The organism is Candidatus Halocynthiibacter alkanivorans, from assembly GCF_003333265.1.
Classification (GTDB): domain Bacteria; phylum Pseudomonadota; class Alphaproteobacteria; order Rhodobacterales; family Rhodobacteraceae; genus Halocyntiibacter_A; species Halocyntiibacter_A alkanivorans.
Genome location: NZ_QOLB01000073.1, coordinates 1 through 24,727 on the forward strand (window position 1 = coordinate 1; position 24,727 = coordinate 24,727).

Annotated in this window: 21 protein-coding genes and 1 pseudogene; 5 read left to right on the plus strand and 17 right to left on the minus strand. The window is 60.7% G+C overall.

All coding sequences use genetic code 11. The features are described 5' to 3' along the window. A pseudogene (locus DWA01_RS07195) lies at positions 1 to 402 on the minus strand (hypothetical protein); the annotation flags it as partial. A 62-nt stretch (positions 403 to 464) separates the two neighbouring features. On the opposite strand from DWA01_RS07195, the gene gloB reads away from it, so the two are divergent. From gloB to DWA01_RS07210, 3 genes are all read left to right on the plus strand, one after another. Then, the gene (gene gloB, locus DWA01_RS07200) at positions 465 to 1,232 is read left to right on the plus strand and encodes a hydroxyacylglutathione hydrolase (protein ID WP_114285169.1); all 768 of its coding nucleotides are present in this window, start codon (positions 465 to 467) and stop codon (positions 1,230 to 1,232) included. A 152-nt stretch (positions 1,233 to 1,384) separates the two neighbouring features. Then, positions 1,385 to 3,721: an ATP-dependent Clp protease ATP-binding subunit ClpA gene (gene clpA / locus DWA01_RS07205; RefSeq protein WP_114285170.1), complete on the plus strand. Its 2,337-nt coding sequence runs from the start codon at positions 1,385 to 1,387 to the stop codon at positions 3,719 to 3,721. A 38-nt stretch (positions 3,722 to 3,759) separates the two neighbouring features. Further along, a complete protein-coding gene (locus DWA01_RS07210) occupies positions 3,760 to 4,713 on the plus strand; it encodes a M23 family metallopeptidase (protein WP_160115971.1) in 954 nt (317 codons plus the stop codon). 26 nt (positions 4,714 to 4,739) lie between these two features. Here DWA01_RS07210 and DWA01_RS07215 read toward each other — a convergent pair whose 3' ends face one another. The 3 genes from DWA01_RS07215 to DWA01_RS07225 all read right to left on the minus strand — a co-directional run bounded on the left by DWA01_RS07215 (position 4,740) and on the right by DWA01_RS07225 (position 9,094). Further along, the gene (locus DWA01_RS07215) at positions 4,740 to 7,004 is read right to left on the minus strand and encodes a peptidoglycan -binding protein (protein WP_114285172.1); all 2,265 of its coding nucleotides are present in this window, start codon (positions 7,002 to 7,004) and stop codon (positions 4,740 to 4,742) included. Position 7,005: 1 nt separating this feature from the next. Further along, complete coding sequence (locus DWA01_RS07220; protein WP_114285173.1) at positions 7,006 to 8,319, minus strand: biopolymer transporter ExbB; 1,314 nt, start codon at positions 8,317 to 8,319, stop codon at positions 7,006 to 7,008. Between the two features lie 232 nt (positions 8,320 to 8,551). After that, entirely contained in the window at positions 8,552 to 9,094 is a 543-nt protein-coding gene (locus DWA01_RS07225; RefSeq protein WP_114285174.1) for a gamma-glutamylcyclotransferase, read from the minus strand. Positions 9,095 to 9,158: 64 nt separating this feature from the next. Between DWA01_RS07225 and DWA01_RS07230 the strand changes: the two genes are divergently transcribed. After that, positions 9,159 to 10,160 (plus strand): DUF2125 domain-containing protein, encoded by a 1,002-nt coding sequence (locus tag DWA01_RS07230; RefSeq protein ID WP_268807706.1) that lies wholly within the window; start codon positions 9,159 to 9,161, stop codon positions 10,158 to 10,160. Here the strand turns inward: DWA01_RS07230 and DWA01_RS07235 are convergent. The 10 genes from DWA01_RS07235 to DWA01_RS07280 form a co-directional block, all read right to left on the minus strand. After that, a complete protein-coding gene (locus tag DWA01_RS07235) occupies positions 10,157 to 11,104 on the minus strand; it encodes an extensin-like domain-containing protein (protein ID WP_235008456.1) in 948 nt (315 codons plus the stop codon). The two genes, DWA01_RS07230 and DWA01_RS07235, sit on opposite strands and share 4 nt — an antisense overlap. A gap of 80 nt (positions 11,105 to 11,184) precedes the next feature. Next, a complete protein-coding gene (locus tag DWA01_RS07240; RefSeq protein ID WP_114285176.1) occupies positions 11,185 to 12,105 on the minus strand; it encodes a prephenate/arogenate dehydrogenase family protein in 921 nt (306 codons plus the stop codon). Further along, a complete protein-coding gene (gene hisC / locus DWA01_RS07245) occupies positions 12,102 to 13,190 on the minus strand; it encodes a histidinol-phosphate transaminase (RefSeq protein ID WP_114285177.1) in 1,089 nt (362 codons plus the stop codon). The genes DWA01_RS07240 and hisC overlap by 4 nt, the downstream gene beginning before the upstream one ends. Positions 13,191 to 13,352: 162 nt before the next feature. Further along, positions 13,353 to 13,973: a 30S ribosomal protein S4 gene (gene rpsD, locus DWA01_RS07250; protein WP_114285178.1), complete on the minus strand. Its 621-nt coding sequence runs from the start codon at positions 13,971 to 13,973 to the stop codon at positions 13,353 to 13,355. Positions 13,974 to 14,150: 177 nt separating this feature from the next. Further along, positions 14,151 to 15,230, minus strand: coding sequence for a Hint domain-containing protein (locus tag DWA01_RS07255; protein ID WP_235008457.1), 1,080 nt, complete (start codon positions 15,228 to 15,230; stop codon positions 14,151 to 14,153). 101 nt (positions 15,231 to 15,331) lie between these two features. Continuing rightward, positions 15,332 to 16,279, minus strand: a complete 948-nt coding sequence (locus tag DWA01_RS07260) for a lipid A-modifier LpxR family protein (RefSeq protein ID WP_114285180.1) — start codon at positions 16,277 to 16,279, stop codon at positions 15,332 to 15,334. 145 nt (positions 16,280 to 16,424) lie between these two features. After that, positions 16,425 to 16,733: a YciI family protein gene (locus DWA01_RS07265; RefSeq protein WP_114285181.1), complete on the minus strand. Its 309-nt coding sequence runs from the start codon at positions 16,731 to 16,733 to the stop codon at positions 16,425 to 16,427. Positions 16,734 to 16,754: 21 nt separating this feature from the next. Then, positions 16,755 to 17,186, minus strand: coding sequence for an SRPBCC family protein (locus tag DWA01_RS07270; RefSeq protein ID WP_114285182.1), 432 nt, complete (start codon positions 17,184 to 17,186; stop codon positions 16,755 to 16,757). Beyond that, positions 17,183 to 17,509 (minus strand): ArsR/SmtB family transcription factor, encoded by a 327-nt coding sequence (locus DWA01_RS07275; protein WP_114285204.1) that lies wholly within the window; start codon positions 17,507 to 17,509, stop codon positions 17,183 to 17,185. The genes DWA01_RS07270 and DWA01_RS07275 overlap by 4 nt, the downstream gene beginning before the upstream one ends. Positions 17,510 to 17,771: 262 nt before the next feature. After that, positions 17,772 to 20,033, minus strand: coding sequence for an adenosylcobalamin-dependent ribonucleoside-diphosphate reductase (locus tag DWA01_RS07280; RefSeq protein WP_114285205.1), 2,262 nt, complete (start codon positions 20,031 to 20,033; stop codon positions 17,772 to 17,774). Between the two features lie 457 nt (positions 20,034 to 20,490). On the opposite strand from DWA01_RS07280, the gene DWA01_RS07290 reads away from it, so the two are divergent. Beyond that, on the plus strand, positions 20,491 to 20,910 hold the full coding sequence (locus tag DWA01_RS07290; protein WP_114285184.1) for a DUF1489 family protein: 420 nt from the start codon (positions 20,491 to 20,493) through the stop codon (positions 20,908 to 20,910). Between the two features lie 391 nt (positions 20,911 to 21,301). Here the strand turns inward: DWA01_RS07290 and hisG are convergent, their stop codons facing one another. From hisG to hisS, 3 genes are read right to left on the minus strand one after another with little or no spacing between them, the layout of a single operon-like run. Beyond that, complete coding sequence (gene hisG / locus DWA01_RS07295; RefSeq protein ID WP_114285185.1) at positions 21,302 to 22,000, minus strand: ATP phosphoribosyltransferase; 699 nt, start codon at positions 21,998 to 22,000, stop codon at positions 21,302 to 21,304. Then, positions 21,997 to 23,130 (minus strand): ATP phosphoribosyltransferase regulatory subunit, encoded by a 1,134-nt coding sequence (locus DWA01_RS07300; RefSeq protein WP_114285186.1) that lies wholly within the window; start codon positions 23,128 to 23,130, stop codon positions 21,997 to 21,999. Before DWA01_RS07300 ends, hisG begins: the two co-directional genes overlap by 4 nt. Continuing rightward, positions 23,130 to 24,623 (minus strand): histidine--tRNA ligase, encoded by a 1,494-nt coding sequence (gene hisS / locus DWA01_RS07305; RefSeq protein WP_114285187.1) that lies wholly within the window; start codon positions 24,621 to 24,623, stop codon positions 23,130 to 23,132. The genes DWA01_RS07300 and hisS overlap by 1 nt, the downstream gene beginning before the upstream one ends. Between the last annotated feature and the right edge of the window lie 104 nt (positions 24,624 to 24,727).

Sequence of the window (24,727 nt, forward strand, 5' to 3'; positions counted from 1 at the left end):
GAGCACCACAACCAGCGGCCTCCCGCCCGGCCCCCGCCCCCGCCAGCATTCCTCCAGCAGCGCCGAGGGATTCTCCGACGTGTCCAGCCCGTGCATCACCACCAGCTTGTCCACATGGCCGGTCTGCAACGGCCAGAGCGTTTCTTCGCAGAGCACCGAGATGTTCTTGCCCCCTGCAGGCCAGTGCATCACCCCCTGCTGCCCCGGCATCAGGCCGATCACGCGGCGCGCCTGGCCCAGATAGGGGCGCAGCAGCGGCACGGCAAAACCAAAACCGGCAACGGTCTGACCAGAGGCTTCGGGCCAGAACCGCAACACCTGGTCACGCACAGCGCGTTGCGCCGCCCGGCCCAGGTCGGTGCGGTAATAAAAATTACGCAGGTCTACGACGTCGAGATGCATTGCAAACAGGTCTCAAAAAGGCAATCGTTAGGACAACCATACCGAAGGAAGCGCGAAACGCCATGCCCCTTGAGATCGTTACCGTCGCCACGTTGCAGGACAATTACAATTTCCTGATCCACGATTCTGACTCAGGCCAGACCGTCTGTATCGATTGCGGCGACCCGGAGCCGATCCTGGCGGCGCTGAAGGCACGGGACTGGACGCTGAATGAAGTCTGGCTGACCCATCATCACTGGGACCATGCGGATACTGCACCGGCGCTCTGCGCTGCCACCGGTGCGTTGCTGAAAGGCGCCGCCCAGGATTCCCACCGGCTGCCGGCGCTCGACCATATGGCAGTGCCGGGAGAAGATTTCGAATTCGCCGGCCATACGGTGCAGGTGCTGGACGCGACGGGACATACCGCGGCCCATATCGCCTATTATATCGAAGCCGCCTCCGCGCTGTTTTCCGCCGACAGTCTGATGGTGCTGGGCTGTGGTCGGCTGAATGACGGCAGTCCGGCGCAGATGTTTGACACCTTGCAGCGCTTTGCCGCCCTGCCCGCTGAGACCCTGGTCTGTGCCGGCCATGAATACACCGCCAACAACGGAAAATTCGCACTGACCGTTGACCCGGAGAATTCCGCACTTATCTCTCGGTGTGAACAGGTTGCGGCGCTGCGGGAAAAAAGCCTGCCGACGGTGCCGTCGCTGTTGTCAGAAGAACTGGCAACCAACCCCTTTCTGCGCTGCGACAGCGCCGCCATCCGCCACCAGATAGACATGGCTGACGCCTCCGATCTTGAGGTCTTCATTGAAATTCGCGCCCGCAAAGACCGGTTCTGACACAATTAACACAATCTCTCGCCAATAAGATGAGAGAAATTCCGAAAAACAGCTTGAAGCCAGGCGAATTCAAGCAAACTTTAATAGTATGAGGCCACGGTTGACACCGGCCATGAGACCGCTGCCGACCCAGATCAAGGAGCACTCCCGACGTGCCGTCATTTTCGAACACCCTCGAACAAGCAATCCACGCGGCGTTGGCGCTGGCCAATGCGCGCCGTCACGAACTCGCAACGCTGGAGCATCTGCTGCTGGCGCTGCTCGACGAGCCTGATGCCGCCAAGGTGATGAAGGCCTGTTCCGTCGACATGGAAGATCTGCGCAACGTTCTGGTGGTTTTCATCGACGATGAACTCTCCAGCCTGGAAACCAGCATTGAAGGCTCCGAAGCGGTGCCGACCGCCGCGTTCCAGCGGGTGATTCAGCGCGCCGCCATTCATGTGCAGTCTTCTGGCCGCACTGAGGTCACCGGCGCCAATGTGCTGGTCGCCATCTTTGCTGAACGCGAATCCAATGCGGCGTTTTTCCTGCAGGAACAGGATATGACCCGCTATGACGCGGTGAATTACATCGCCCACGGGGTCGCCAAAGATCCCAGTTTTGGTGAGAACCGCCCGATCCAGGGCGCTGAAATCGAAGACGAATTCAACACCGAAGAGGCCGCACCTGCCAGTGGTGGTGCCGAAAAGGAATCGGCGCTGGCCAAGTATTGCATTGATCTGAACGCCAAGGCGCGCGAGGGCGAAGTGGACCCTCTTATTGGCCGCATCCATGAGGTTGAACGTTGCATTCAGGTGCTGTGCCGCCGGCGCAAGAACAACCCGCTGCTGGTGGGCGACCCCGGCGTCGGCAAAACGGCCATCGCCGAAGGGCTGGCGCGTAAAATCGTCCAGGGCGAAACCCCGAAAGTGCTGGCCGGTTCCACCATCTATTCGCTGGACCTCGGCGCGCTGCTGGCGGGCACCCGCTACCGTGGCGATTTTGAGGAACGTCTGAAAGCCGTGGTCAGCGAGCTGGAAGCGCATCCGGACGCGGTGTTGTTCATCGATGAAATCCACACTGTGATCGGTGCCGGCGCCACCTCAGGCGGCGCGATGGACGCCTCCAACCTGCTGAAACCAGCATTGCAGGGCGGCAAGCTGCGCTGCATGGGCTCCACCACGTATAAAGAGTTCCGCCAGCATTTTGAAAAGGACCGCGCCCTGGCGCGCCGGTTCCAGAAAATCGACGTGAGTGAACCCTCGGTGGACGATACCATCAAGATCCTGAAGGGGATCAAAACCTACTTTGAGGACCATCACGACATCAAATACACCACCGATGCGATTAAATCGGCGGTGGAACTGTCGGCGCGTTATATCCATGACCGCAAACTGCCCGACAAGGCGATTGACGTGATTGATGAGGCGGGCGCCGCCCAGCACCTGGTGGCCGAAAGCAAAAGGCGCAAGACCATCGGCATCAAAGAGATCGAAGCCGTGGTCGCCAAGATCGCCCGCATCCCGCCGAAATCCGTATCCAAGGATGATGCGGAAATCCTGAAAGACATGGAAAAGACCCTGAAACGGGTGGTGTTCGGTCAGGATCCGGCGATTGAAGCACTGTCTTCCGCGATCAAACTGGCGCGTGCCGGGCTGCGTGAACCGGAAAAACCCATCGGCAATTACCTGTTTGCCGGCCCCACGGGTGTGGGCAAAACCGAAGTGGCCAATCAGCTCGCCGATACACTCGGCGTGGAGCTGCTGCGCTTTGACATGTCCGAATACATGGAGAAACACGCGATCAGCCGGCTGATCGGGGCTCCTCCCGGTTATGTGGGGTTTGACCAGGGCGGCATGCTGACCGACAAGGTCGACCAGCATCCCCATTGTGTGCTGTTGCTGGATGAAATCGAAAAAGCCCACCCCGATGTGTTCAACATCCTGTTGCAGGTGATGGACCACGGCAAGCTGACCGACCACAACGGGCGCACTGTGGATTTCCGCAATGTGATCCTGATCATGACCACCAATGCCGGGGCGATGGAACAGGCAAAATCGGCGATCGGCTTTGGCCGCGACCGGCGCGAAGGCGAAGACACCGCCGCGATTGAACGCACGTTTACGCCAGAATTCCGCAACCGGCTCGACGCGGTAATCAGTTTTGCGCCGCTGTCCAAATCGGTGATCCTGCAGGTGGTGGAAAAGTTCGTGCTGCAGCTTGAGGCCCAGTTGATGGACCGCAACGTGCATATCGAACTGACCCTGCCCGCAGCCGAATGGCTGGCCGACAAAGGCTATGATGATAAAATGGGTGCCCGCCCACTGGGCCGGGTGATTCAGGAATACATCAAAAAACCTCTGGCGGAAGAATTGCTGTTTGGCAAACTGGCCAAAGGTGGCCTGGTCAAGGTCGGCGTCAAAGACCGCAAACTGGATCTGCGCATCGAAAAACCAGCCAGCCCGCGCATTTCCACCCGCAAGAAACCGCCACTGCTGACCGCAGACTGATCCGCCCGATGCGGACCGCTCAGCTAGCTGCCGTATTTATGTCCCTTGCCGCCCCCGCGGCGGCAGGGGTACCGGTTTTTAATCTGCCGCTGGAGTGTGAGCCCGGCGTTGATTGTTTTATCCAGAATTACATTGATGCTGATCCCGGCGCTGGCGCGGCCGATTACACCTGCGGGCCGCTGACCTATGACGGGCACAAGGGCATCGATCTCGCCATCCCCGACATGGCGGCGATGAAGCGGGGCGTCAATGTCATCGCAGCGGCGCCCGGCACCGTGACAAAGGTGCGCAATTTTGTGCCCGACCGCAGATCGCCTTCTGACCCGCTGAGCGACATGAACGGGCGGGAATGTGGCAATGGTGTTGAAATCAGCCACGGGGGCGGCTGGACCTCGAAATACTGCCATATGAAACAATATTCGATCACCATGCGCCAGGGTCAGAAAGTGGCCAAGGGCACGGTGATGGGCCAGGTTGGCCTGACCGGGCGCACCCAGTTCCCCCATGTGCATATGTCGGTCTATAAAGACGGTAATCTGGTCGATCCGTTTAACCCCTCCGGCATCGTCTCTTGTGATCCGCGCCCGGCAAGCGACAGCCTGTGGCAGGACCCGCCCGCCTATCTGCCTGGCGGTATCGTCAATATGGGCACGACCTCCAAACTGCCCAAATTTGAAGCCGCCAGAATGGGCATGGTCCAGGCCAGCAGTTTTCCGGCGGATGCGCCGATGTTGGTGCTCTGGGTCCAGGCCTTTGGGGTGCGCGACGGGGACCGGCTGGAAATGAAGATTTTGGGGCCGGGTGGACCGGTCATTGATGACGTGGTGGACCTGACCCGCGAGCAAGCCCGGGCGTTTCGTTACCTGGGCAAACGTCAGACCGAAACGACGCCGTCATTCTGGCCGTCAGGAGACTACGTCAGTTCGGTCCGGCATATGCGTGGCGACAGCGAGATCGACTACCGCGAGCAACGTTTTACCATCGGTGATTAGGGGCTGTTGACGCGCACCGCCCCTGATCAGCGTTCCGTCAGTTTCAGCTCAATGCGCCGGTTGCGCGCCAGCGCTTCGGCACTGCTGCCGGTATCAAGCGGCTGAAATTCACCAAAGCCGGTCGCCGCCAGCCGCCTGGCCGGAAAACCAAGCTCGTCAATCATATAACGCACCACCGACAGCGCCCGCGCCTGGCTGAGTTCCCAGTTGTCGGCATAGATAGTATCATGCGCCAGCGGCACGCTGTCTGTGTGGCCGTCAACGCGGATGATCCAGTCGATTTCCGGCGGGATCTGGCCGGCGACTTCCATCAGCATATTGGCGACCCGGGTGATCTGCTGCTGGCCGCTCTCAAAGAGATCGGCAGAGGCGGAGTTAAACAACACTTCCGAGCTGAATACAAAGCGGTCGCCAACAATGGAGACGCCCTCACGGTCGCTGAGGATTTCACGCATGCGGCCAAAGAATTCGGAGCGGTAGTTTTCCAGGTTTTTGGCCTCGGCTGTCAGGCGGCGGGCCTCTTCTTCCAGACGCTGGCGCTCGGCGGCCTCCAGTCTGGCACGCGCGCGTTCTTCGCTGGCGACCTGGGCCAGGGCGGCGTTGAGACGCGAGGTCAGCGAAGTGATCTGCACATCGGCCGCAGAATCCCGCCCCGCGGAGTCATCCAGAATGTTCTGCAGAACCCCCAGCTGGTTGCGCATCTCAGCCACCTGCAGGCTCAGCGCTTCGACCTGGCGCAGACTGTCGGCAGACACCGCCTCTTGTTCGGCCAGGGTTTCATTGGCCAGCTTCAGCAAGGCAGCCTGTTTCAGCGCCTCGTTCAGATCTTCCAGCGATTCATTTTCGGCGGTCGTGCGGGCCTGACGTGCGGCGGCCAGCAGGGTCAGCGTATCCTCGGCCTTTTTGCGTTCAGCCTCCAGCGCCAGGGTCATCGCGCTGAGCTCGGCATCGGAATTCGCCAGTTTCTCGCGCAGGGCTTCCGCGGCGGCAATTTCAACCAGGCGTGCGGCCTCTGCTTCGCTGAGCGCCGCGCTGGCGTCGCCCAGGCGCTGGCGCAGGGTTTCTGCCGCCGCGAGTTCTGCAAGACGGGCGCTTTCCGCACCGGTCAGTTCGCTCTCCAGCGCCGTCAGACGGGCCACGGTTTCCGCCGAGATCTGTTCTGCTTTGGCCAGCCGCGCCCGGATCAGCGCCGCCTGTTTTTCGGCCTCGGTCAATTCGCCGGCGGCGCGCGCCGCTGCGGCGTCGGCGAGGCGCAACCGTTCTGCGGCCAGCGCGGCTGCAGCTTCCGCGTTGGTCAGACGGTCCGCCGTCAGTGCGACTGCGGCTTCTGCCTCGCTCAGCTGTTCGGCTGCCAGCAGCGCCTCGGCGTCAGCGTTGCGCAGCAATTCCGCCGTCAGCAGCGCCGCAGCATCCGCCTCGCTCAGCTGTTCGGCCGCCAGCAGTGCCTCAGCGTCAGCGTTGCGCAGCAGTTCCGCCGCCAGCAGCGCGGCAGCATCCGCCTCGCTCAGCTGTTCTGCCGCCAGTGCCGCATCAGCTGCGGCAGCAGCCGTGGTCTCCGCCAGCAGCGCGGCGATCCGTGCCGCTTCCGTCTCAGCACTCACCAGCCCCGCGGAGGCAGCGGCCACGGCCTGTTGCGACAGGTCCAGCTGCGCCAGCGCCTGGCTCAGAGACAATTTATCGGCTTCTGCGCGGGTCTGAAGATCGGCCAGCAGTGCCTCAAGTGCCTCGCGTCTGGCGGCGGCCAGACGGGCGGCCTGGCTCTGCTCATTGATTTCGCTGCGCGCGGTGGCCAGCGCCAGCTCCAGCGCCGTTTTTTCGTCCAGCAAGACGCTTTGTTCGCCCTCCAGACTGGCGACACCGGCCAGTGCTGTGTCGCGTTGTGCCAGCAGGCTGGCGACCTGGGATTCAAAACTGGCGATTTGACCGGATTGTTCGTCTGAACGCCGTTGCAGCGAGGCGATCAGAGCGGCCTGGGCCTGGATCTCACTGCTGCGTTCCTGCAGGTTGGAGCGCAGCCCCGCCACCTGGCCCTCGAGGCCGAAGGCGCGTTGCTGTTCCAGCCCAAGCGCCCGGGCCAGCGCGTTCATTTCAGAGGTCAGCGAGCTCAACTCGGTTTCCTGACCGGTGATGGTTTCTTCCTGGCCGGTGATCGTCTCGCGCAGAATGAACTGGATCACCATGAAAATGGTCAGCACAAACATCAAGACCAGCAACAGCGCCGTCATCGCGTCCACAAAGCCGGGCCAGATGCTGCCCGACACACGTTGGGTGGAGCGGCGCACCAGGGCCATTTTAGCGTCCGCCCAAACGCATCGCCTGCGCCAGCGCGCTCAGATCCGAGCGCAGGTCGGCAACAGTTTCCTGACGGCCGGCGGAGAGTTCTTCCAGAATACGCAGCAGTTGCACGTCGATGGAGCGCAGGCGCATCCGGCTTTCGGCGTCAATACCCCCGTCGGCCCCAATACCACCGCCGCCGGCATCGGCCTGGGCTTCGAGCGTCGACAACAGGCGTTCCTGGCCCTCTGCCACCCGCATCATCACCTCTGTTGCGGAGCGGTCGGCTTCCATCTGGCGCAGCATACGCTCCATCGAGCCGGCAATGCCGGTCTGTGATCCCAGTGTCGCCAACAGACGGTCCTGGCCCTCGGCGATGCGCAGCATAATGTCAGATGTGCCCTGCTCGTTTTCCATCCGCAGCGTCATGCGCTCCAGCGCGCCCGCCAGTTGACCGAGCCGTTCATCGACCAGCGAACGACTGACATCGGACTGGGTGAACAGCTGTTGCAGCGCGTCCATCTGTTCGGCCATCTGATCCATCACCGCGCCGGAAATACCGCCACCGTCATGGCCAATACCGTCATGGCTGTCGCCCTCAGCAAAGCTGATGCGGGTGAATTTGGACATCCATTCTTCGAGTTCGCGGAAAAACCGGTTCTGACCGTGGCTGGCAAACAGTTCCAGCAGACCGACAACCAGCGAGCCGGCGAGGCCCAGCAGCGAGGAGGCAAAGGCGGTGCCCATGCCGCCAAGCTGGCTTTCCAGCCCGCTCATCAGCCGTTCCAGCACCGAGATAGAAGTCTCGCCGTCTTTGGGCGTCAGCGAGCGGATGGTTTCGACCAGCGCCGGAACCGTCGTTGCCAGCCCGTAGAACGTACCAAGCAGGCCCAGAAAGATCAGCAGGTTCACAATGTAGCGGGTGATGTCCCGCGCTTCGTCAATCCGGGTGGCAACTGAATCCAGGATCGAGCGCGACGAGGTGGGCGAAATCTGCGACCGCGCGCCACGTCCGCGCAGCAAGGCGGCCAGCGGCGCCAGCAGGCGCGGCGCTTTTTTGCCCGCTACTTTCGGGCGGACACCAATGAAACGTTCGATCCACAACACCGAGCTGACCAGCTGAATCATCTGGGTGAAACAGGCACCAACGCCGATCACAAAGACAAAAACGATAAAGCCGTTCAGGTAGGGGTTGGTCAGAAAGACTGGCAGCACCCGCGGCAGCGCCAGCGCCAGACCAGCGGCGACCAGCCCGAGAACGACCAGCATGGTCAGAATCTGGCGTACAGGTTGAGAAAAATGCAGCTCGACGGTGCGATCCGGCTTGTCCATGGGGACGGGTCCGATCCAATTCTTGATTATCTGCCCCAGGATAGGCACAGATTGCGCCCCTGCCAACACGCAATTTCAGCTCTGCGCGCACTGCGGCATTGGTTGCGTGAATGACACAGTCGCGGCAGCAGCCAGTGCCCGGCGGCGGGTTAAGGGCCTGGTTAAAGGGCCGGGTCAGCGGTCAGAAATGAGGCCGGATAAACGCGTGTTCCGAGGCGGCATCAGACGACCCTCAGAGGCCGCGCATTTCACGCACCCGTGCCGCCAGCCAGCTTAAATCCTCGTCCTCAATGCCCAGCTCCTGCAGATGGTCTGCGGTATTGAACAGATACTCCGTATTGGGTCCGCGGCCGCCAATGGCGCGGGCGATCACATCGGCCTGATCCTGCAGCGACAGGTTCCTGCAATACTGGATATGATGGGGATCAATCACGTAGGAGACCGCTTCCACTTCGCGCCCGTCCGCAAGCTGCACCTGCAGGCGGCGTTCCAGATAGGCGGAGGACACCAGTTCGCGTTCCCGCAGCACCGCCATGGTTTCATCGCGATGCTCTTCGGGCACCTGAAACGCCAGCCCGTGGCATTCGCTGCCCGCATGCTCATCCAGCGCCAGCACCAGGCCCGGGTTCTCTTCAGTGCCGCGGTGATGGATCGACCACATGCAGAAGCTGCGGCTGTATCCTGGCAGGGTCGCCACTGCGCGATCCGCGTACTCAAAACCCGGGTTCCACATCAGTGAGCCATAGCCAAATACCCAAAGTGATCTCACGTCCATTTCACTGGCCCTCCTTCTCTGCCCCCTGTAGATACGAGCGCAACGAATTACGAAAGGCCCGGATGTGCGGAAACTATTGTTACTTTTGATTATAGCGTCTTCACTGTGGGGGGGATATTGGTTTGTCGGAAAATCGGCGGTGGAAACCGGGCTGCGGAGCTGGATCGATCAGCGCCGCAGCGACGGCTGGGCGGCGGATTATGCCGAGCTGAAAACCCGCGGCTTTCCCAACCGTTTTGATACCAGCATCACTGATCTGTCGCTGGCGGACCCCGCCACGGGTCTGGCCTGGGAGCTGCCAGTGTTTCAGATCCTGGCGCTGAGTTATAAACCCAATCATATCATCGCTGTATTCGCACAAGACCAGGTGTTGGCAACACCAAATCAGCGCATCAATATCAGCAATGAGACCATGCGCGGCTCGGTGGTGTTTGAACCCGGCACCGACCTGACCTTGCAGCGCAGTTCTTTTATTCTGGAGGATCTGAAGTTCAGCTCCAGCAAAGGCTGGAGCAGCAGTCTGGGCAGCGGTAGTTTTGCCACTCGTCAGAGCGTCGCCATTCCGCTGGCGCATGACATCGCCTTTTCGGCGCAGGGGCTGACACCCTCATCCACGCTGCGCGACCGGCTGGATCCGACCGGCGCCTTGCCCGAAAGCCTCGATACCCTGTCGCTTGATCTGACCGCCGGGTTCACCGCGCCCTGGGACCGGTTTGCGATTGAGCGCGCCCGGCCACAGCTGACCTCGCTGGATGTGAAAAATATCAACGCGCGCTGGGGCGATCTGGATCTGCGCATGGCGGGAGAATTACAGGTCGGTACGAACGGCGTGCCCGAGGGCAAAATCACCATACGGGCGGAAAACTGGCGCGACATGATTGCGCTGGCCAAAAACAGCGGCTCCCTGAGCGATGGTCTGGCCAGCGGGCTGGAACGCGCCCTGGCACTGGTGGCCGGCATGTCGGGAGACAAGGATGTTCTGGAAGCGGATCTGACTTTTTCGCGCGGCCGCATGTCGCTTGGCATCCTGCCGTTGGGGCCGGCCCCAAAGCTGATACTCCGCTAACGGCAATACCTGCCGCCGCGGTTTCGCGCGGTGTCAAAATGAAAATGGTCCCGGTGAAACCTGTCGGCATCGGGGCCAAGTACAGTGCCAAAGGGCTCACAAGCCCCCCGGTGCATTGCGCGCAACAGCTTGCCCTTCAGCGGGTCTTGCCAGCCCGAAAGCACATCCAGCGTCACACCGTTTTTCAACCGGATCGCCGAGATGTCGATGGCGCTGCCTTTGCCATGTTCAGAAATTTTTGCCCCGGGCTGATTGTTGCGGCTGCGGCAGGCATAGCTGGAGGCAATGCGCAGCTCTGCCGGACCGCCGCCAAGACGGCCGAGCGTCGGGATGACGCTGCTGGCGACCCAGGAATTTAACGCTTTGGCGCTGCGGCAGCTGAGGGTCGCCGGTGGCGACAGCGCCACGCCGGAGACCGAGACCACGCGCACGCCATCCTTCAAGCCACACCCAGGAAGCGCGGCGGCAATATCGGGCAATTGCTGACCCCGGATGGCACGGCTGTTGCAGATCCTGCCCACCGGGCCGGTGTTTACCGGGGTTGAATAAAGAGTATTTGAGAATGGCGCGACACTGCGGGCCGCATTCTGGCCCGTGTTTTGGGCTGTGTCTGCAGCACTGGCCTGGGGTTTGTTTTGACGCAAGACCGGCAGCGGCGCGCGTGTCAGCCCGGATGCCTGCGGCGAGGCCAACACCGTTTCTGTGTGCGGATCAGACGGGGCAGCGGCAGGATCAACGCTGCGAACAGCGGCGGGCCCCCTGGCAGGTGTCAGAGCCGGAAGCACCCGCACCGGCACATAGGTTCTTGAGCCGGGCCGCAGGCTTGGCAGCGGTGAGCGCCACATTTCAGAGGTGTTTTGCGCTGCCACCGGCGCTGCGTACAGCGCCACAACGACACTCGGTACCAGGCCGGGCATCGGGCCGAGCAAAAGGCTGAGTGCCACGGCCGCTGCCTTCTTCAGGGCAAGACAGGGCAGCCGGTCAAGGCGGGGCGCGCGGCCTGTGTCAGGCGCCTTACCCCGCATCAGCTCTTGGGTCCGCCCCGGCCGAAGTCTGGCGCATCAGTGTCCTGGCCAGCGTCAATAATGCCACGACGTATGGCACGCGTATGGGTGAAATAGTCAAACAGGTGGTCGCCGTCGCCGGTGCGGATGGCACGCTGCAACGCGAACAACTCCTCGGTGAAACGACCGAGAATTTCCAGCGTGGCGTCTTTGTTGGTCAGGAACACATCGCGCCACATGGTCGGATCAGACGCCGCAATGCGGGTGAAATCGCGAAAACCTGCGGCGGAGTATTTGATCACTTCGCTGTCGGTCACCCGGCGCAGATCGTCGGCAACGCCCACCATGGTATAGGCGATCAGATGCGGCGTGTGCGAGGTCACCGCCAGCACCAGATCATGATGGTCGGCGTCCATCTCATCCACATTGGCCCCCATCGCTTCCCACAGGCTGCGCAGACGGGCGACGGCTTGCGGCTCCGTGCCCTCAACCGGCACAATCAGGCACCAGCGATTGTCATAGAGTTCGGCAAAACCGGCTTCGGGACCGGAATGTTCGGTGCCCGCCAGCGGGTGCGCCGGGACAAAATGCACCCCGTCCGGGATGTGGGGCGAAACGGTCTCGATCACCGCGCGTTTCACCGAGCCCACATCGGTCACCGTGGCACCGGGTTTGAGATGGGCTGAAATCTCAGCAGCCACCGCGCCCATCACCCCGACCGGCACGGCCAGCACCACCAGATCTGCGTCTTTTACCGCCTCGGCAGCGCTGTCACAGACCCGGTCCACCAGGCCGATGTCTGCGGCGGTGGTGCGGGTCTCAGCGGAGCGGGCATAGCCGGTGATTTCCCCGGCAAGACCACCGCGCTGCATGGCGCGTGCCATTGATCCGGCAATCAGTCCCAGCCCGATCAGGGCGACCCGTTGGTAAATCACACTCATTCAAGACCCTCTTTGAATTTGGCAATCGTGTGGGCGACGCGACGACAGGACGCTTCATCCCCCACTGTGATGCGCAGACAATGGGGCAGCTTGTAGCCTGCCACCCGGCGCACAAGAATACCGTGGGTTTTCAGGAAGTCGTCACAGGCTTCGGCCTCGGCCTGATCGTGGAAACGCGCGAGGATGAAATTGGCGCAGGAGGTGTCAGACGATACCCCGAGTTCGGCCAGCGCTTCGGCCAGCCAGGCCCGCAGACGGGTGTTTTCCAGCCGGCACTTTTTAGCGTAATCCGTATCACGCACCGCCGCCTCCGCCGCCGCCATCTGTACTTCAGACAGGTTGAACGGACCCCGCACCCGGTTCAGCACATCAATGACTTCGCGTGGCGCATAACCCCAGCCGATGCGCAGACCGCCAAGGCCGTAGAGCTTGGAAAAGGTGCGTGTCATCACCACGTTGTTGCGTGCTTCAACCAGCGCTTTGCCACCGTCAAAACCTTCGACATATTCCGCGTAAGCGCCGTCCAGCACCAGCAGGCAATTCTCCGGCAAACCTGCGGCCAGACGTGCGGCCTCATTGCCGCCGATCATAGTGCCGGTCGGGTTGGCCGGGTTGGCGATGAACACCAGCCGGGTCTTATCCGTCGCTGCTGCCAGGATCGCATCCACATCGACAGTGCGCTCATGTTCGGCGACTTCCACAGCTGTGGCCCCGGCGGCGCGCGCCGAGATTTTATACATCGAAAACCCGTGTTCGGTATAGATCACCTCGTCCCCGACCCCGGCATAGGCCTGGCACAGAAAAGTGATGATTTCGTCAGAGCCAACACCACAGATGATCTGCTCGGGGTTGATGCCATGCACCTCACCGATGGCTTTGCGCAGCGACGCATGATCGGTGTTGGGATAGCGGTGCAGCTGATGCACGGCCCGCTCAACCGCACGTTTGGCGGCATCGCACGGGCCGGCCGGATTTTCGTTTGAAGACAGTTTTACAACATCGCTGACGCCGTCAATCACTGAGGCTCCGCCCTGGTACAGGGCGATTTCCATGATTCCGGGCTGTGGCTGGATCGTGCGGGACATTTGGCTCACTCATTAGTTCTCCGCCCCGTCTTAATTCGCCGGCGGCGTTGTGGCCAGCCGCATCGTCATCAAAGCGGAATTGCTGCAGCTGCTGCGCCCCGTTTGCAACGAAAAAGGGCCGCCCCTGAGGGCAGCCCTTTAACAATATCTGACGCGGCAGAATTAGTTCTGTGCGTAGTATTCGATGACCAGGTTTGGTTCCATCAGAACAGCGTATGGAACATCGCCCAGACCCGGTGTGCGCACGAATGTGGCTTTCATTTTGGAATGGTCGGCGTCGATGTAGTCAGGCACGTCACGCTCAGCCAGCTGAGTGGCTTCGATCACAACAGCGATCTGCTTGGAACGGTCCCGCACTTCGATCACGTCACCTTCAGACACGCGGTAAGAAGGAATGTTGACGCGCTTACCGTTGACGGTCACGTGGCCGTGGTTCACGAACTGACGTGCAGCAAATACGGTTGCAACGAACTTGGCGCGGTACACAACAGCGTCGAGACGGCGCTCCAGCAGACCGATCAGGTTTTCACCAGTGTCGCCTCTTACGCGCTCAGCTTCGCCAAAGATGCGACGGAACTGTTTCTCGGTCAGGTCGCCGTAGTAGCCTTTCAGCTTCTGCTTGGCGCGCAGCTGCAGACCGAAGTCAGACAGTTTGCCCTTGCGGCGCTGACCGTGCTGGCCGGGGCCATATTCACGACGATTTACCGGGGACTTCGGACGACCCCAGATGTTTTCGCCCATACGGCGGTCAATTTTGTACTTGGCAGATGTGCGTTTGGTCACGATCTGGATCCTTTCTCAAGGTTTCAAGAAAGGTGCTGTCCTTTCCCCGAAGGGCGACAGGACATCCCTTGCGGGAGCCACCAACACCAAAAATAAGGCACCCGACGGTGTTACCACTGCCGGGAATGGCGGCTTATACCGCGCTGATTGGCGGAGTCAACAAGCGCCGGCACCCATTTACATCTCAAACGCCATTATTGCCGCTTCGGCCCGGCTTAATGTGCGCCGCGCATAAGCGCCATAGCCATGCGGTGTTGCTGAGACGCCGGGAAACCGTGCCTCCATCCGGCCAAGCTGATCGGGTAGCAGCTGCGCCATATCGGCACTGGCCGGGTGAAAGCTTTCGCTTTCCACCCCATTGGCCCAGACGATCTGATGCGCGTCGAGCATCAGGTGAATATAGGTGATGTCGCGCACCCGGCGGTCCACCAGAATGGAACGGTCATTCACCAGATCCCCGGCGGCAACCAGAACTTCATCGGTGTTAAACAGTGCCCGGGCGAAGTCGCCGCGCACCAGCAGCCGGTGCTGTGGCGAGACCAGCAGATCCCGGTCCGGCTCCCCCTGCCCCAGCGCCGCAGCACGCAGACGCACCGGGCACAGATGTGGCATCGCATAAAGCCGTGCGCCCGTCAGCCGGCGCTGACCGATCCAGCGGAGCTGCTGCGCGCCATTGTCTTTGGTTGAGATCAGATCACCTTCCTGCAGGTCCTGCACCAGACGCCGGCCCGAAGGCGTTGCGATCCAGGTGTCCGGGGTGAAACAGATCACGCCGCGGGGGCTGTGCACAGGGCCGCCGGGCCGCTGCGCCCGTTCCACCCGGTTGACCACCCAGAAATCCGTATCCGCCGGCGGCACCGCGCTCCCAAAGACCAGCAGCGGCGGTTTGCCCCGGCTCATTTCGATGACCTGAACGTGGTAATGTCTCTGGCCATCGGTGACATCAAACCCGCCGTCAAACAGCCAGTCCAGAGGCTCAGGAGCCGCTGAAGTCACCGGGCTGCTGCCAGCCCCGCCCAGAATTCGTTTTACCTTTTGCGCTGCATGGCGATGAAGTTCTGTGACCTCTTCCGCCCCTTCCAGCCGCAATATGTCGCGTCGTCCGTCCAGGCACAGCGCCTCACCAGACCAGCGCCACGCCACCCCGGCAGCCAGAGCCGCAAAGGGTGCGCCGCGCAAACCATCCAGTTCACACTGCGACCAACAAATGACAAACGCGCTGGGAAAGCCCGTTTTCATGCCTGTAGTACCTGCCATCTTCTTTTATTATTATCGACAGGTTAACACGGCGTCCCCCCACCTGAGAAGAGGGGAATTCAGTTTGCCTGGCAGAATGAATTTCTGTCGCAGGCGGCGCGTCAGAATTGAAACTGTATTTTCAGCGAGCCAATGGTCTGACCTTCGGACTGGGCTTCGAATTCTTCGCTCAACCAGGTCAGCCCGTAAAACACCGTGGTATTTTCAGACTGCCAGCGCAGGCCGGCGCGCAGACGCTGGCGGCTGTCGGTCAGCACATAGCCGTCCGACTCGGCCAGGTACTTGCTGTCGGCAACATAGGCGATATCGCCCCCGAGCACGAAGCTGGTGCCGGTCTCTGCACTGCGCGTGCCTTGGTACAGCTGACCGGTGCCGGAATCGCGCAGGAACAACTCATCACCGCCAAGCCGCCCGACAACCATATCCGCGCCGACCCGCAACAGCGTTTCGGGGCCGGCCATAGCCTCGACAAAAGGGCGCACCGTGCCGGTTTCGCCCAGGCTGTAGGTGCGCGCGGCCTCAAATGTGGCGGTCGGATAGATGCTGTCTTCAATCTGGTTGCTCAGATCCGGCTCGCCCGCGTCGATCCACTTGTGAACCGTGGTCTGAAAATTGCCAAGTCCGGTCTGCGGCCCGACGAAAGCCAGACCACCGCCTGCGGAATATTCAACAGATGCTTTTTGCCAGTGGGTGTAGGCCTCAAACGAAAAAATACCCGCATAACGGCGATCACCGGCGGCGGGGGTGACCAGATTTTCCGGAGCCAGAATGTCGGTGCGCGCGCGCCACTCCAGGACTTCTCCGAATTCTGAAGGCCGGGGGGCGCTGCCCTCATACCCACGGATCTGGCTGAAAACATAAGAGCCGCTGCGCCAGCGATCCTGGCCATCGCCGAGAAAATCATTGGAGAACAATCGGCCGTAGCCCAGCACCGCGCGTCTCTCATCAAACTGCATATGAATGACGTCTTCCTGAGCGGCGACCGGCGCGGCCAGAGACACAAAACCCAGTCCAAAGACCGCTGAAAGAACTGCACATGAAAACCGCATTGTGTTGCCTCTGAATAATTTTCCGTTTGCGGGACCATAGGTCAGTCACGCCTTCGTTAACATTCTCACACACAACAAAGCCGCAACTATGGCGGTAGCGCCACAGTCACGGCTTGTTCAGAAATATATTCCGGCGCAGAGCCGTTTACATTTCAATCGCTTCGGCAACTTCAACTGTGCCGCTGTCAAGGATCGGGCAGCCCTGTGCCATCGCCACGGCTGCGTCAAGCGAGTCTGCAGTGATCAGCGAATAACCCGACAGCGGGTTGGCGCCGCCGTTATCGTCAACACCGCCAGAGGTGACAGTTTTGGACAGGCCGACCGGACCGCCACCGTCTACAACAGCGTCGCCCATGCCAGCGAACCATGCGCGCCAGGACGCCATGACTTTTTCGCCTTCTTCGGGGCTCTCGGGTTTCTTGCCACCGTGATATGCAAATACAAATTTAGCCATCGTTTTTCTCCTTGGTTGAGATCAGGCCAGCAGCCGCTCGAGTTTGCGCAGCGACGAGGTCCAGCCCATGTTGTGGTTGGTTTTGCTCTCTTCATCGACCAGGTCCTGGTGGCTCAGCACCAGCTTGCTCTGACCATTGTCGGTTTCCGAGATTTCAATCATCACGTGGCTTTCGTGGCCCCGTGCATCTGTTTCGTCATGCCAGCCCCAGGTGAAAGCCACCAGGTTGGGTGCTTTCACTTTGGTCACCTGGCCGCTGACTTTGAAGCGTTTGCCTTCGGCATTCATCATCACCGAATGCCAAGGGCCGGTGGCGGAAAAATCCAGCTCGTCTTCGGGCACATGCATGCCTTCAGGCCCCCACCAGTTCAGCAGGTTTTCCCGCCGGGTGACAAAATCAAACACCAGGCTGACCGGTGCGGCAAAAGTTCGTTCCAATACGAGCGTTGTCATTTTCGTTCCATCTCCTGCTGAAGCGCCAGTTCCAGGCGTTTAAGGCTGTTTTCCCAGAATTCGCGATGTCCCATTGCCCAGGCGCTGACAACACCGATGGTTTCGGGGCGCGCCGAATAGAGACGTTGCTGACGGTTGACCCGTTTGGTCACCAGGCCTGCGTTGCTGAGCACGTTGAGATGCCTCGAAATCGCGGGCGCCGAGATGTCGAAGTCATCGAGAAAAGCACCGGCTGGCAACTCACCTTCGGCCATCAGCCGTTCAACGATGGCAAAGCGGGTGGGCTCGGAGAGCGCGGCAAATATGAGGGGTAATTCTGACATAGGCTTATATTTATCCATTCCGTTAATTAACGCAACCGTTAAATTGCAAAAAATGTGCAGATTGCGCAAAAACCTGCCTGCACGGGCTGCCCCGCTCACAGCGGTCAGGGCCGGATGCCAGAACAGCCAGAGCGGCGCGGCAACCGGGTCATATCAGGGGGAAAGGAGGGTTGCCACAGGCGTTGAACCGACGGCAGGGCCCGCAAATATGGGCCGGGTGCGGAGACCGGGGAGCCGGTCTCCGCAGTGTTACATCAACGGCTTAGCCGCATTTGGAATGGCCGCAGCTGCCACAGGTCATGCAGCCTTCAACCATACGCATGTCATAGCCGCCACATGAGGGGCAGGCTTTGCCTTTGGGCGCACCGACCTGAACAACTTCCGCCTTAGGATCTGTCTTCAGCCCCATGCCTTCGCCTTCGATAAAGCCGATGTTGACCAGGTGATGTTCGATCACGCCGCCAATCGCCGCCAGAATCGAGGGGATATATTTACCCTGCATCCACGCACCGCCACGGGGATCAAACACCGCTTTAAGCTCTTCAACCACAAAGGAAATATCACCGCCACGCCGGAACACTGCCGAAATCATCCGGGTCAGAGCGACGGTCCAGGCGAAATGCTCCATGTTCTTGGAATTGATGAAGACTTCAAACGGACGACGGCGGCCACCAACGATAATATCGTTCACGGTCAGATAGATTGCGTGCTCCGAATCAGGCCATTTCAGCTTGTAGGTCTGGCCTTCCAGCGACTGCGGACGATCCAGCGGCTCTGCCAGGTAGATCACATCGGCACCGGCATCGACTTCCGGCGTTTTTTCGCTGGCTTCGTTCACCGAAAGCACAGAGCCGGTCACATCATTGGGGCGGTAGGTGGTGCAGCCCTTACAGCCGCTGTCCCAGGCTTCCATATAGACCGATTTGAAGTCATCAAAACTGATGTCTTCCGGGCAGTTGATGGTCTTGGAGATCGAACTGTCGACCCATTTCTGCGCCGCCGCCTGCATGCGTACATGATCCAGAGGTGCCAGGGTCTGCGCATTGGTGAAATAGTCGGGAAGCTCCACATCGCCGAATTTCTCGCGCCACATCTGCACCGCGTAGTCAACGACCTCTTCTTCAGTGCGCGAGCCGTCTTTCTGCAGCACTTTGCGGGTATAAGCATAGGCAAACACCGGCTCGATGCCCGAGGACACATTGCCCGCATAAAGGCTGATGGTGCCGGTGGGCGCGATTGAGGTCAGCAGCGCGTTGCGGATGCCGTTTTTGCGGATGGCCTTTTTGACTGACTCATCCATCAGCTGCATCGAGCCGCTGTTCAGATAGGCGTCGGTATCCAGCAGCGGGAAAGCGCCTTTTTCGGCCGCCAGATCAGAGGAGGCCAGGTAAGAAGCGGTGGCGATCTGGTGCAACCAGCGTTCGGTCAGTGCCGCCGCTTCGACAGAACCATAGCGGCTGCCGACCATCAAAAGCGCATCCGCAAGACCGGTGACACCAAGGCCGATACGGCGCTTGGCATGGGCTTCACGCTCCTGGGCGGGCAGCGGGAAACGCGACGCATCCACCACATTGTCCATCATCCTCACCGCGGTGGCGACCAGATCGCCCAGCAGTTTCTCGTCCAGATCCGCGCCCTTTTCAAAGGGGCGGTCCACCAGACGTGCGAGGTTGATCGAGCCCAGCAGACAGGCACCATAGGGTGGCAGCGGCTGCTCCCCACAGGGGTTGGTGGCGGCGATGTCTTCGCAATAGTTCAGATTGTTCATCTGGTTGATACGGTCGATGAAAATCACGCCCGGCTCAGCGTAATCATAGGTGCCCTGCATGATCTGGTTCCACAGATCCAGCGCCTTCACGGTCTGGTACACGCGGCCGTCAAATATCAGGTCCCAGCTGGCATCTGCCTTGACCGCTTCCATGAACGGGTCGGTAATCAGCACCGAAACATTGAACATGCGCAGCCGCGCCGCATCGGATTTCGCGGTGATAAAGTCAAGGATATCGGGGTGGTCACAGCGCATGGTCGCCATCATCGCGCCGCGGCGCGAACCGGCAGACATGATGGTACGGCACATTGCGTCCCAGACATCCATAAAGGACAGCGGACCAGAGGCATCTGCCGCCACGCCTTTCACATCCGCGCCTTTGGGCCGGATGGTGGAGAAATCATAGCCGATGCCGCCGCCCTGCTGCATGGTCAGAGCCGCTTCTTTCAGCATGTCAAAAATGCCGCCCATGGAATCGGGAATGGTGCCCATCACAAAACAGTTGAACAGCGTCACGGCGCGCCCGGTTCCGGCGCCGGCGGTGATACGGCCTGCGGGCAGGAATTTAAAATCCTCCAGCGCGGCGTAGAATTTATCTTCCCACTCAGCCGGCTTTTTCTCGACCTTTGCAAGCGCGCGTGCAATGCGGCGCCAGCTGTCTTCCACGGTCTGATCCACCGCCGTGCCATCGGCATTTTTCAGGCGGTATTTCATATCCCAGATCTGTTCAGCAATCGGTGCAGCAAAGCGAGTCATTCGGTCATCCATTCAGCGAGTCGTCAGTTTGTTCAGAGCGCTGTTTACCCAGGCCGGTCGCGTCGGGCAATGGGGCAGCGCCGCAAATCTCACCACATCATATGGGGTGAAAATGCGGGTCGGACAGTAAATATAGTATATTTCCACCCATCCGTCGATATGTTTGCGCCTCCAATGCGCCTTGAGAGCTGTTTCGGGCGCATGAGGCGGCGATTCACCGCCGTTAAGATTAATCTGAATAATGTACATTTTCCGGCGGGATCTTGCCGGGACCGGAGACAAAAGACGAACACCCTTCTGCCGTCTTTTCTGCACCGCCACCCGTACCATTGCCACGCCCTGCCGGCGAAGACTTGAAGCCAGCCAAAAATGCGCTAGATTTGCACTCCGGTCCTGGCTGGCAAGTTGCGCAACCGGGGCGGTGAGATGAATATGAGCGATACGGTTGGAGCGAAATATGACGGGTCAGGTCAATCTGATAAAACTCTGCGTTGGCGTAGACAGTGTCGAACAGCTTGAAGCCTGGCAGCATCAGCGCGGCGGTACAAACACCTCTCACACCACCCGCATGCGCCCCAAGCGCCAGGACGAATTGCTCAACGGCGGCTCCCTTTACTGGGTGATCAAAGGGGTGATCCAGGCCCGCCAGCCGATCCTGGCGCTGGAAGAGGTGGTGGGCGAGGACGGCAAAACCCGCTGCCGCATCGTGCTGGGCACGCCACTTACCCGTACGCTCGCCGCGCCGCGCCGCCCGTTTCAGGGCTGGCGCTACCTGAAGCCTGAGGACAGCCCGCCAGACCAGGCCCGCGTGCGTCAGGCCGACAGCGAGCTGCCAGCCGAACTGGCCGCCGCACTGGCCGATATCGGGCTGCGCTAAGGTCCGGATTGCAGTCGTCTTTGATGGCTGAACGCCGGGATCAAGGCGCAGGAAACGGACATGGCGACACCGCGGACTGGTTTCGCCTGCCCGCCCCTGCCGACAGGCTTCCCTTGCAACCCTCGCCGCACGCGAGTCCGACGCAAAGCCCGGCACAAAGCACCGGGCCGATCCTCAATAGCTGCGCCTGTCCGGCGACTGAAAATCATCAAGCCTCCTGGCGCAACACACCGAGCGCAGCGAGGCGCGGCCCAACGCTTTGCGTCTCATCTCTGATGTGGCGCCAAAGGGGCGGGAGCCTGCCGCCGTCCGCAACCTCCCCGATACCAATAAAAAAGGCGCCCCGCGGAGGAGCGCCTTAATTCAGTCTGACCCCGGGCCGCTTCCGTCATCAGCCGCTGAGACCGAGCTTTTCTGCCAGCACCCTGAAATTACCCCGGTCACTGTCGGACCACTGCGCCCGGCGCGATTTAAACAGCGTTGCCTGGCTCTTGTGCACCACCGCGCCCGAAAGTATTTTCAGGTGGTTGGCGCGCAGCGTTTCCCCGGTCGAGGTGATATCGGCCACCGCTTCGGCAGTCAGGTTTTTCACTGTGCCCTCTGTGGCGCCCTGGCTGTCCACCAGCTGATAATCAGCCACCCCGTTGGCGCGCAGATATTCGCGCACCAGGTGGTGATATTTGGTGGCAATGCGCAGGCGGAACCCGTGTTCGGCCCGGAACGAAGCCGCCACCGCATCCAGATCGTCAAGTGTTTCCACATCGGCCCAGCATTTGGGCACCGCGATGATCAGATCCGCATGGCCAAAGCCCAGCAACGCCATTTCCGTCACCTGTTCCTGCCACAGCGCCAGCTTGTCGCGCACCAGATCCGAACCCGTCACCCCCATATGGATCCGGCCCGCGGCCAGTTCACGAGGGATTTCCGAGGCCGACAGCAGCACCAGTTCCAGCCCGTCTACACCTTCGACGGCCGCAGCATATTCGCGCTCCGAGCCGGTGCGGCGCAAACTCACACCGCGTTCCCCGAACCAGTCAAAGGTCTTTTCCATCAGCCGACCCTTAGAGGGCACCCCAAGTTTGATTGTCATTGGCTCAGCCCTCCTTTGCCTGCCGCGTAATGATCGCCGGTACCGGTAAGCCCGCCAAGTTCAAGCACCTGCGCCGGACGGATCACCCCGCCCACTGCCGGAATTTCGCTGCCCTGGCCCAGCACTTTTGTCAGCGCATCATAACGTCCGCCGCTGCCAACGGGCGGCAGGTCAGGACGCGTCGGTGCGTAAAATCCAAAGACAAACCCGTCATAATATTCCATCGAGCTGCGGCCATAGCTGGTCTCAAACGCGAGATTCTCCACATCCACCCCAAGCGCATCCATCGCATCCAGACGGGCGGCAAGCGCCGAAACGGCGGGTGAGATCGCCGGCATATCCACCGCAATATCGCGCAGGTTGGACAACACATGGGGCGCGGTTTCGCGCAGCGCCAGAATGTCATCCAGCAGTGCCATTTCAGTATCGGAGATCGGATCGGTCGCCGCGTCTTCACGCAGCGAGTCATAACGCAGTGCCACCTCAGCAACTGAGCGCAACCCGACATGGGGTGTGCCCTCCATCGCCGCCGCATTGTTTACGGTACGCTCCAACATCAGCTCGCGCTGCGCGGTGCCTTGCGTGCTGTAGCGTTTCAGCAGGCTGCGGAAACGGCGCGGCCGCCAGATGTGGCGCAACAGTGCCGCCTTGCGCCGGTCGGTGGTTTTCAGCCCGGTGATCGCAGCTTTGAGAATGCCGATGTCACCGGTGGCGGCGCGCAGCTTCAGAGGCGCCAGCAGATCGGCGAACAGCGCAAACACTTCTGCATCTGAGGCGGCGGCATTGTCGCGCTCAAACACCTCATAGCCGACCTGGATATATTCATGGGCGCGTTCGGGCGCGTCTTCCTGACGGCGGAACACTTCACCGGCATAGGCGTAGCGCGCCGGATCGGCCCCGTGCTGCATATGCATCTGCACCACAGGCACGGTGAAATCCGGCCGCAGCATCTGCTCGCCACGCCAGGCGTCTGACGTCACATAGGCGCGGCCCCGGATGTCTTCGCCATAGAGATCAAGCAGCACATCCGCCGGCTGCAGAATGTCGGCTTCCACCGCGGTGGCCCCGGCCTGTTCAAACCGGGCCAGCAGCCGTGCGGCCTCGGCCCGGATATCGGCTTTGGAAATCATCAGCCTTCGCCTTCCAGAATTTGGCGCACCCTGGCAACCATCTCAGCGCGCGGCACCTCATATTGCGACGGGCGCTCTTTCCACTCTTCCAGCGTTGCGTTTTCAGCGATTTTGGCGCCCAGCACCAGGTCTTTGATCTGCACCATGTCCCGCTCTTTTTCGTCGCCGCCCTGGATGATCGCCACCTGAGAGCCGCGTTTGTCGGCGTATTTCAACTGATTGCCAAAGTTCTTCGGATTGCCCAGATAGACTTCCGAACGGATACCGGCATTGCGCAGTTCGGTGACAATTTCCATGTAGTCCGCCATGCGGTCCCGGTCCATCACCGTGACCACGACCGGACCTGGCGCCTCTTTGCCGGCGCGGCCCTTGGCACGCAGTGCTGCCAGCAGACGGTCCACCCCGATAGAAACACCGGTGGCCGGCACCGACTGGCCGGTGAAACGCTTCACCAGGTCGTCATAACGGCCACCACCAGCGACGGAGCCAAACTGACGCGGCCGGCCTTTTTCGTCCTGCACTTCAAATGTCAGTTCCGCCTCATAGACCGGACCAGTGTAATAGCCCAGGCCGCGTACAACGGACGGGTCAATTTCAACGCGGTCAGAGCCATAGCCGCCCGCCGCCATCAGTTCTGCGATGGTTTCCAGCTCATTGACGCCTTCTGCGCCAATCACAGAGCCTTGCACCAGCTCATGCAGCCGCGCCACGGTGGCGGCCCCGCTGTCGCGTTTTGCTGCCATAAAGCCCATCACGATCTGCGCCTGCTCGTCCGACAGGCCGGCGCCTTTGGTGAAATCACCCGACACATCTTCGCGCCCGGCACCCAGCAGCGCCAGAACCCCGTCATGGCCCAGCCGGTCCAGCTTGTCGATGGCGCGCAATACGATGCCACGCTCATGTTCGAATTTTGTCGGATCAGACGCGTCCAGCACCCCGGCCACTTCCATCACCCCATTCAGAACCTTGCGGTTGTTGACGCGTACGATGTAGTCGCCGCGCGAAATACCCACCGCCTCGAGCGTGTCCGACAGCATCGAACAGATCTCTGCGTCTGCCGCGACTGACGGCGCACCGACAGTGTCCGCATCACATTGATAAAACTGACGGAAGCGGCCAGGACCGGGTTTTTCATTGCGCCAGACAGGCCCCATCGTATAGCGACGGTAAGGACTTGGCAGATCATTGCGGTACTGCGCCGCGACCCGCGCCAGAGGCGCCGTCATATCATAGCGCAGCGCCAGCCAGCCGCTGTCTTCTTCCTGCCAGGCAAACACACCGTCATTGGGCCGGTCCACATCGGGCAGAAACTTACCCAATGCCTCAACCGTTTCCACCGCCGAGGTCTCCAGCGCGTCAAAGCCATACAGATGATAGACCTCTGCGATCTGATCGAGCATGGTCTTACGCTCGCTCACTTCAGAGCCGAAATAATCACGGAAACCCTTTGGCGTGACCGCCTTGGGCCGGGGTTGTTTCTTCTGCTTGGCCATCGCATGTGGCTCCTTCAAGGTCTTTATCCAGGCAGGCTTCGCATAGCCCAAGGCGACACCAGGGGCAAGGTGGCAGCGCCCGCAGCGCAGCAATGCGGCGATTT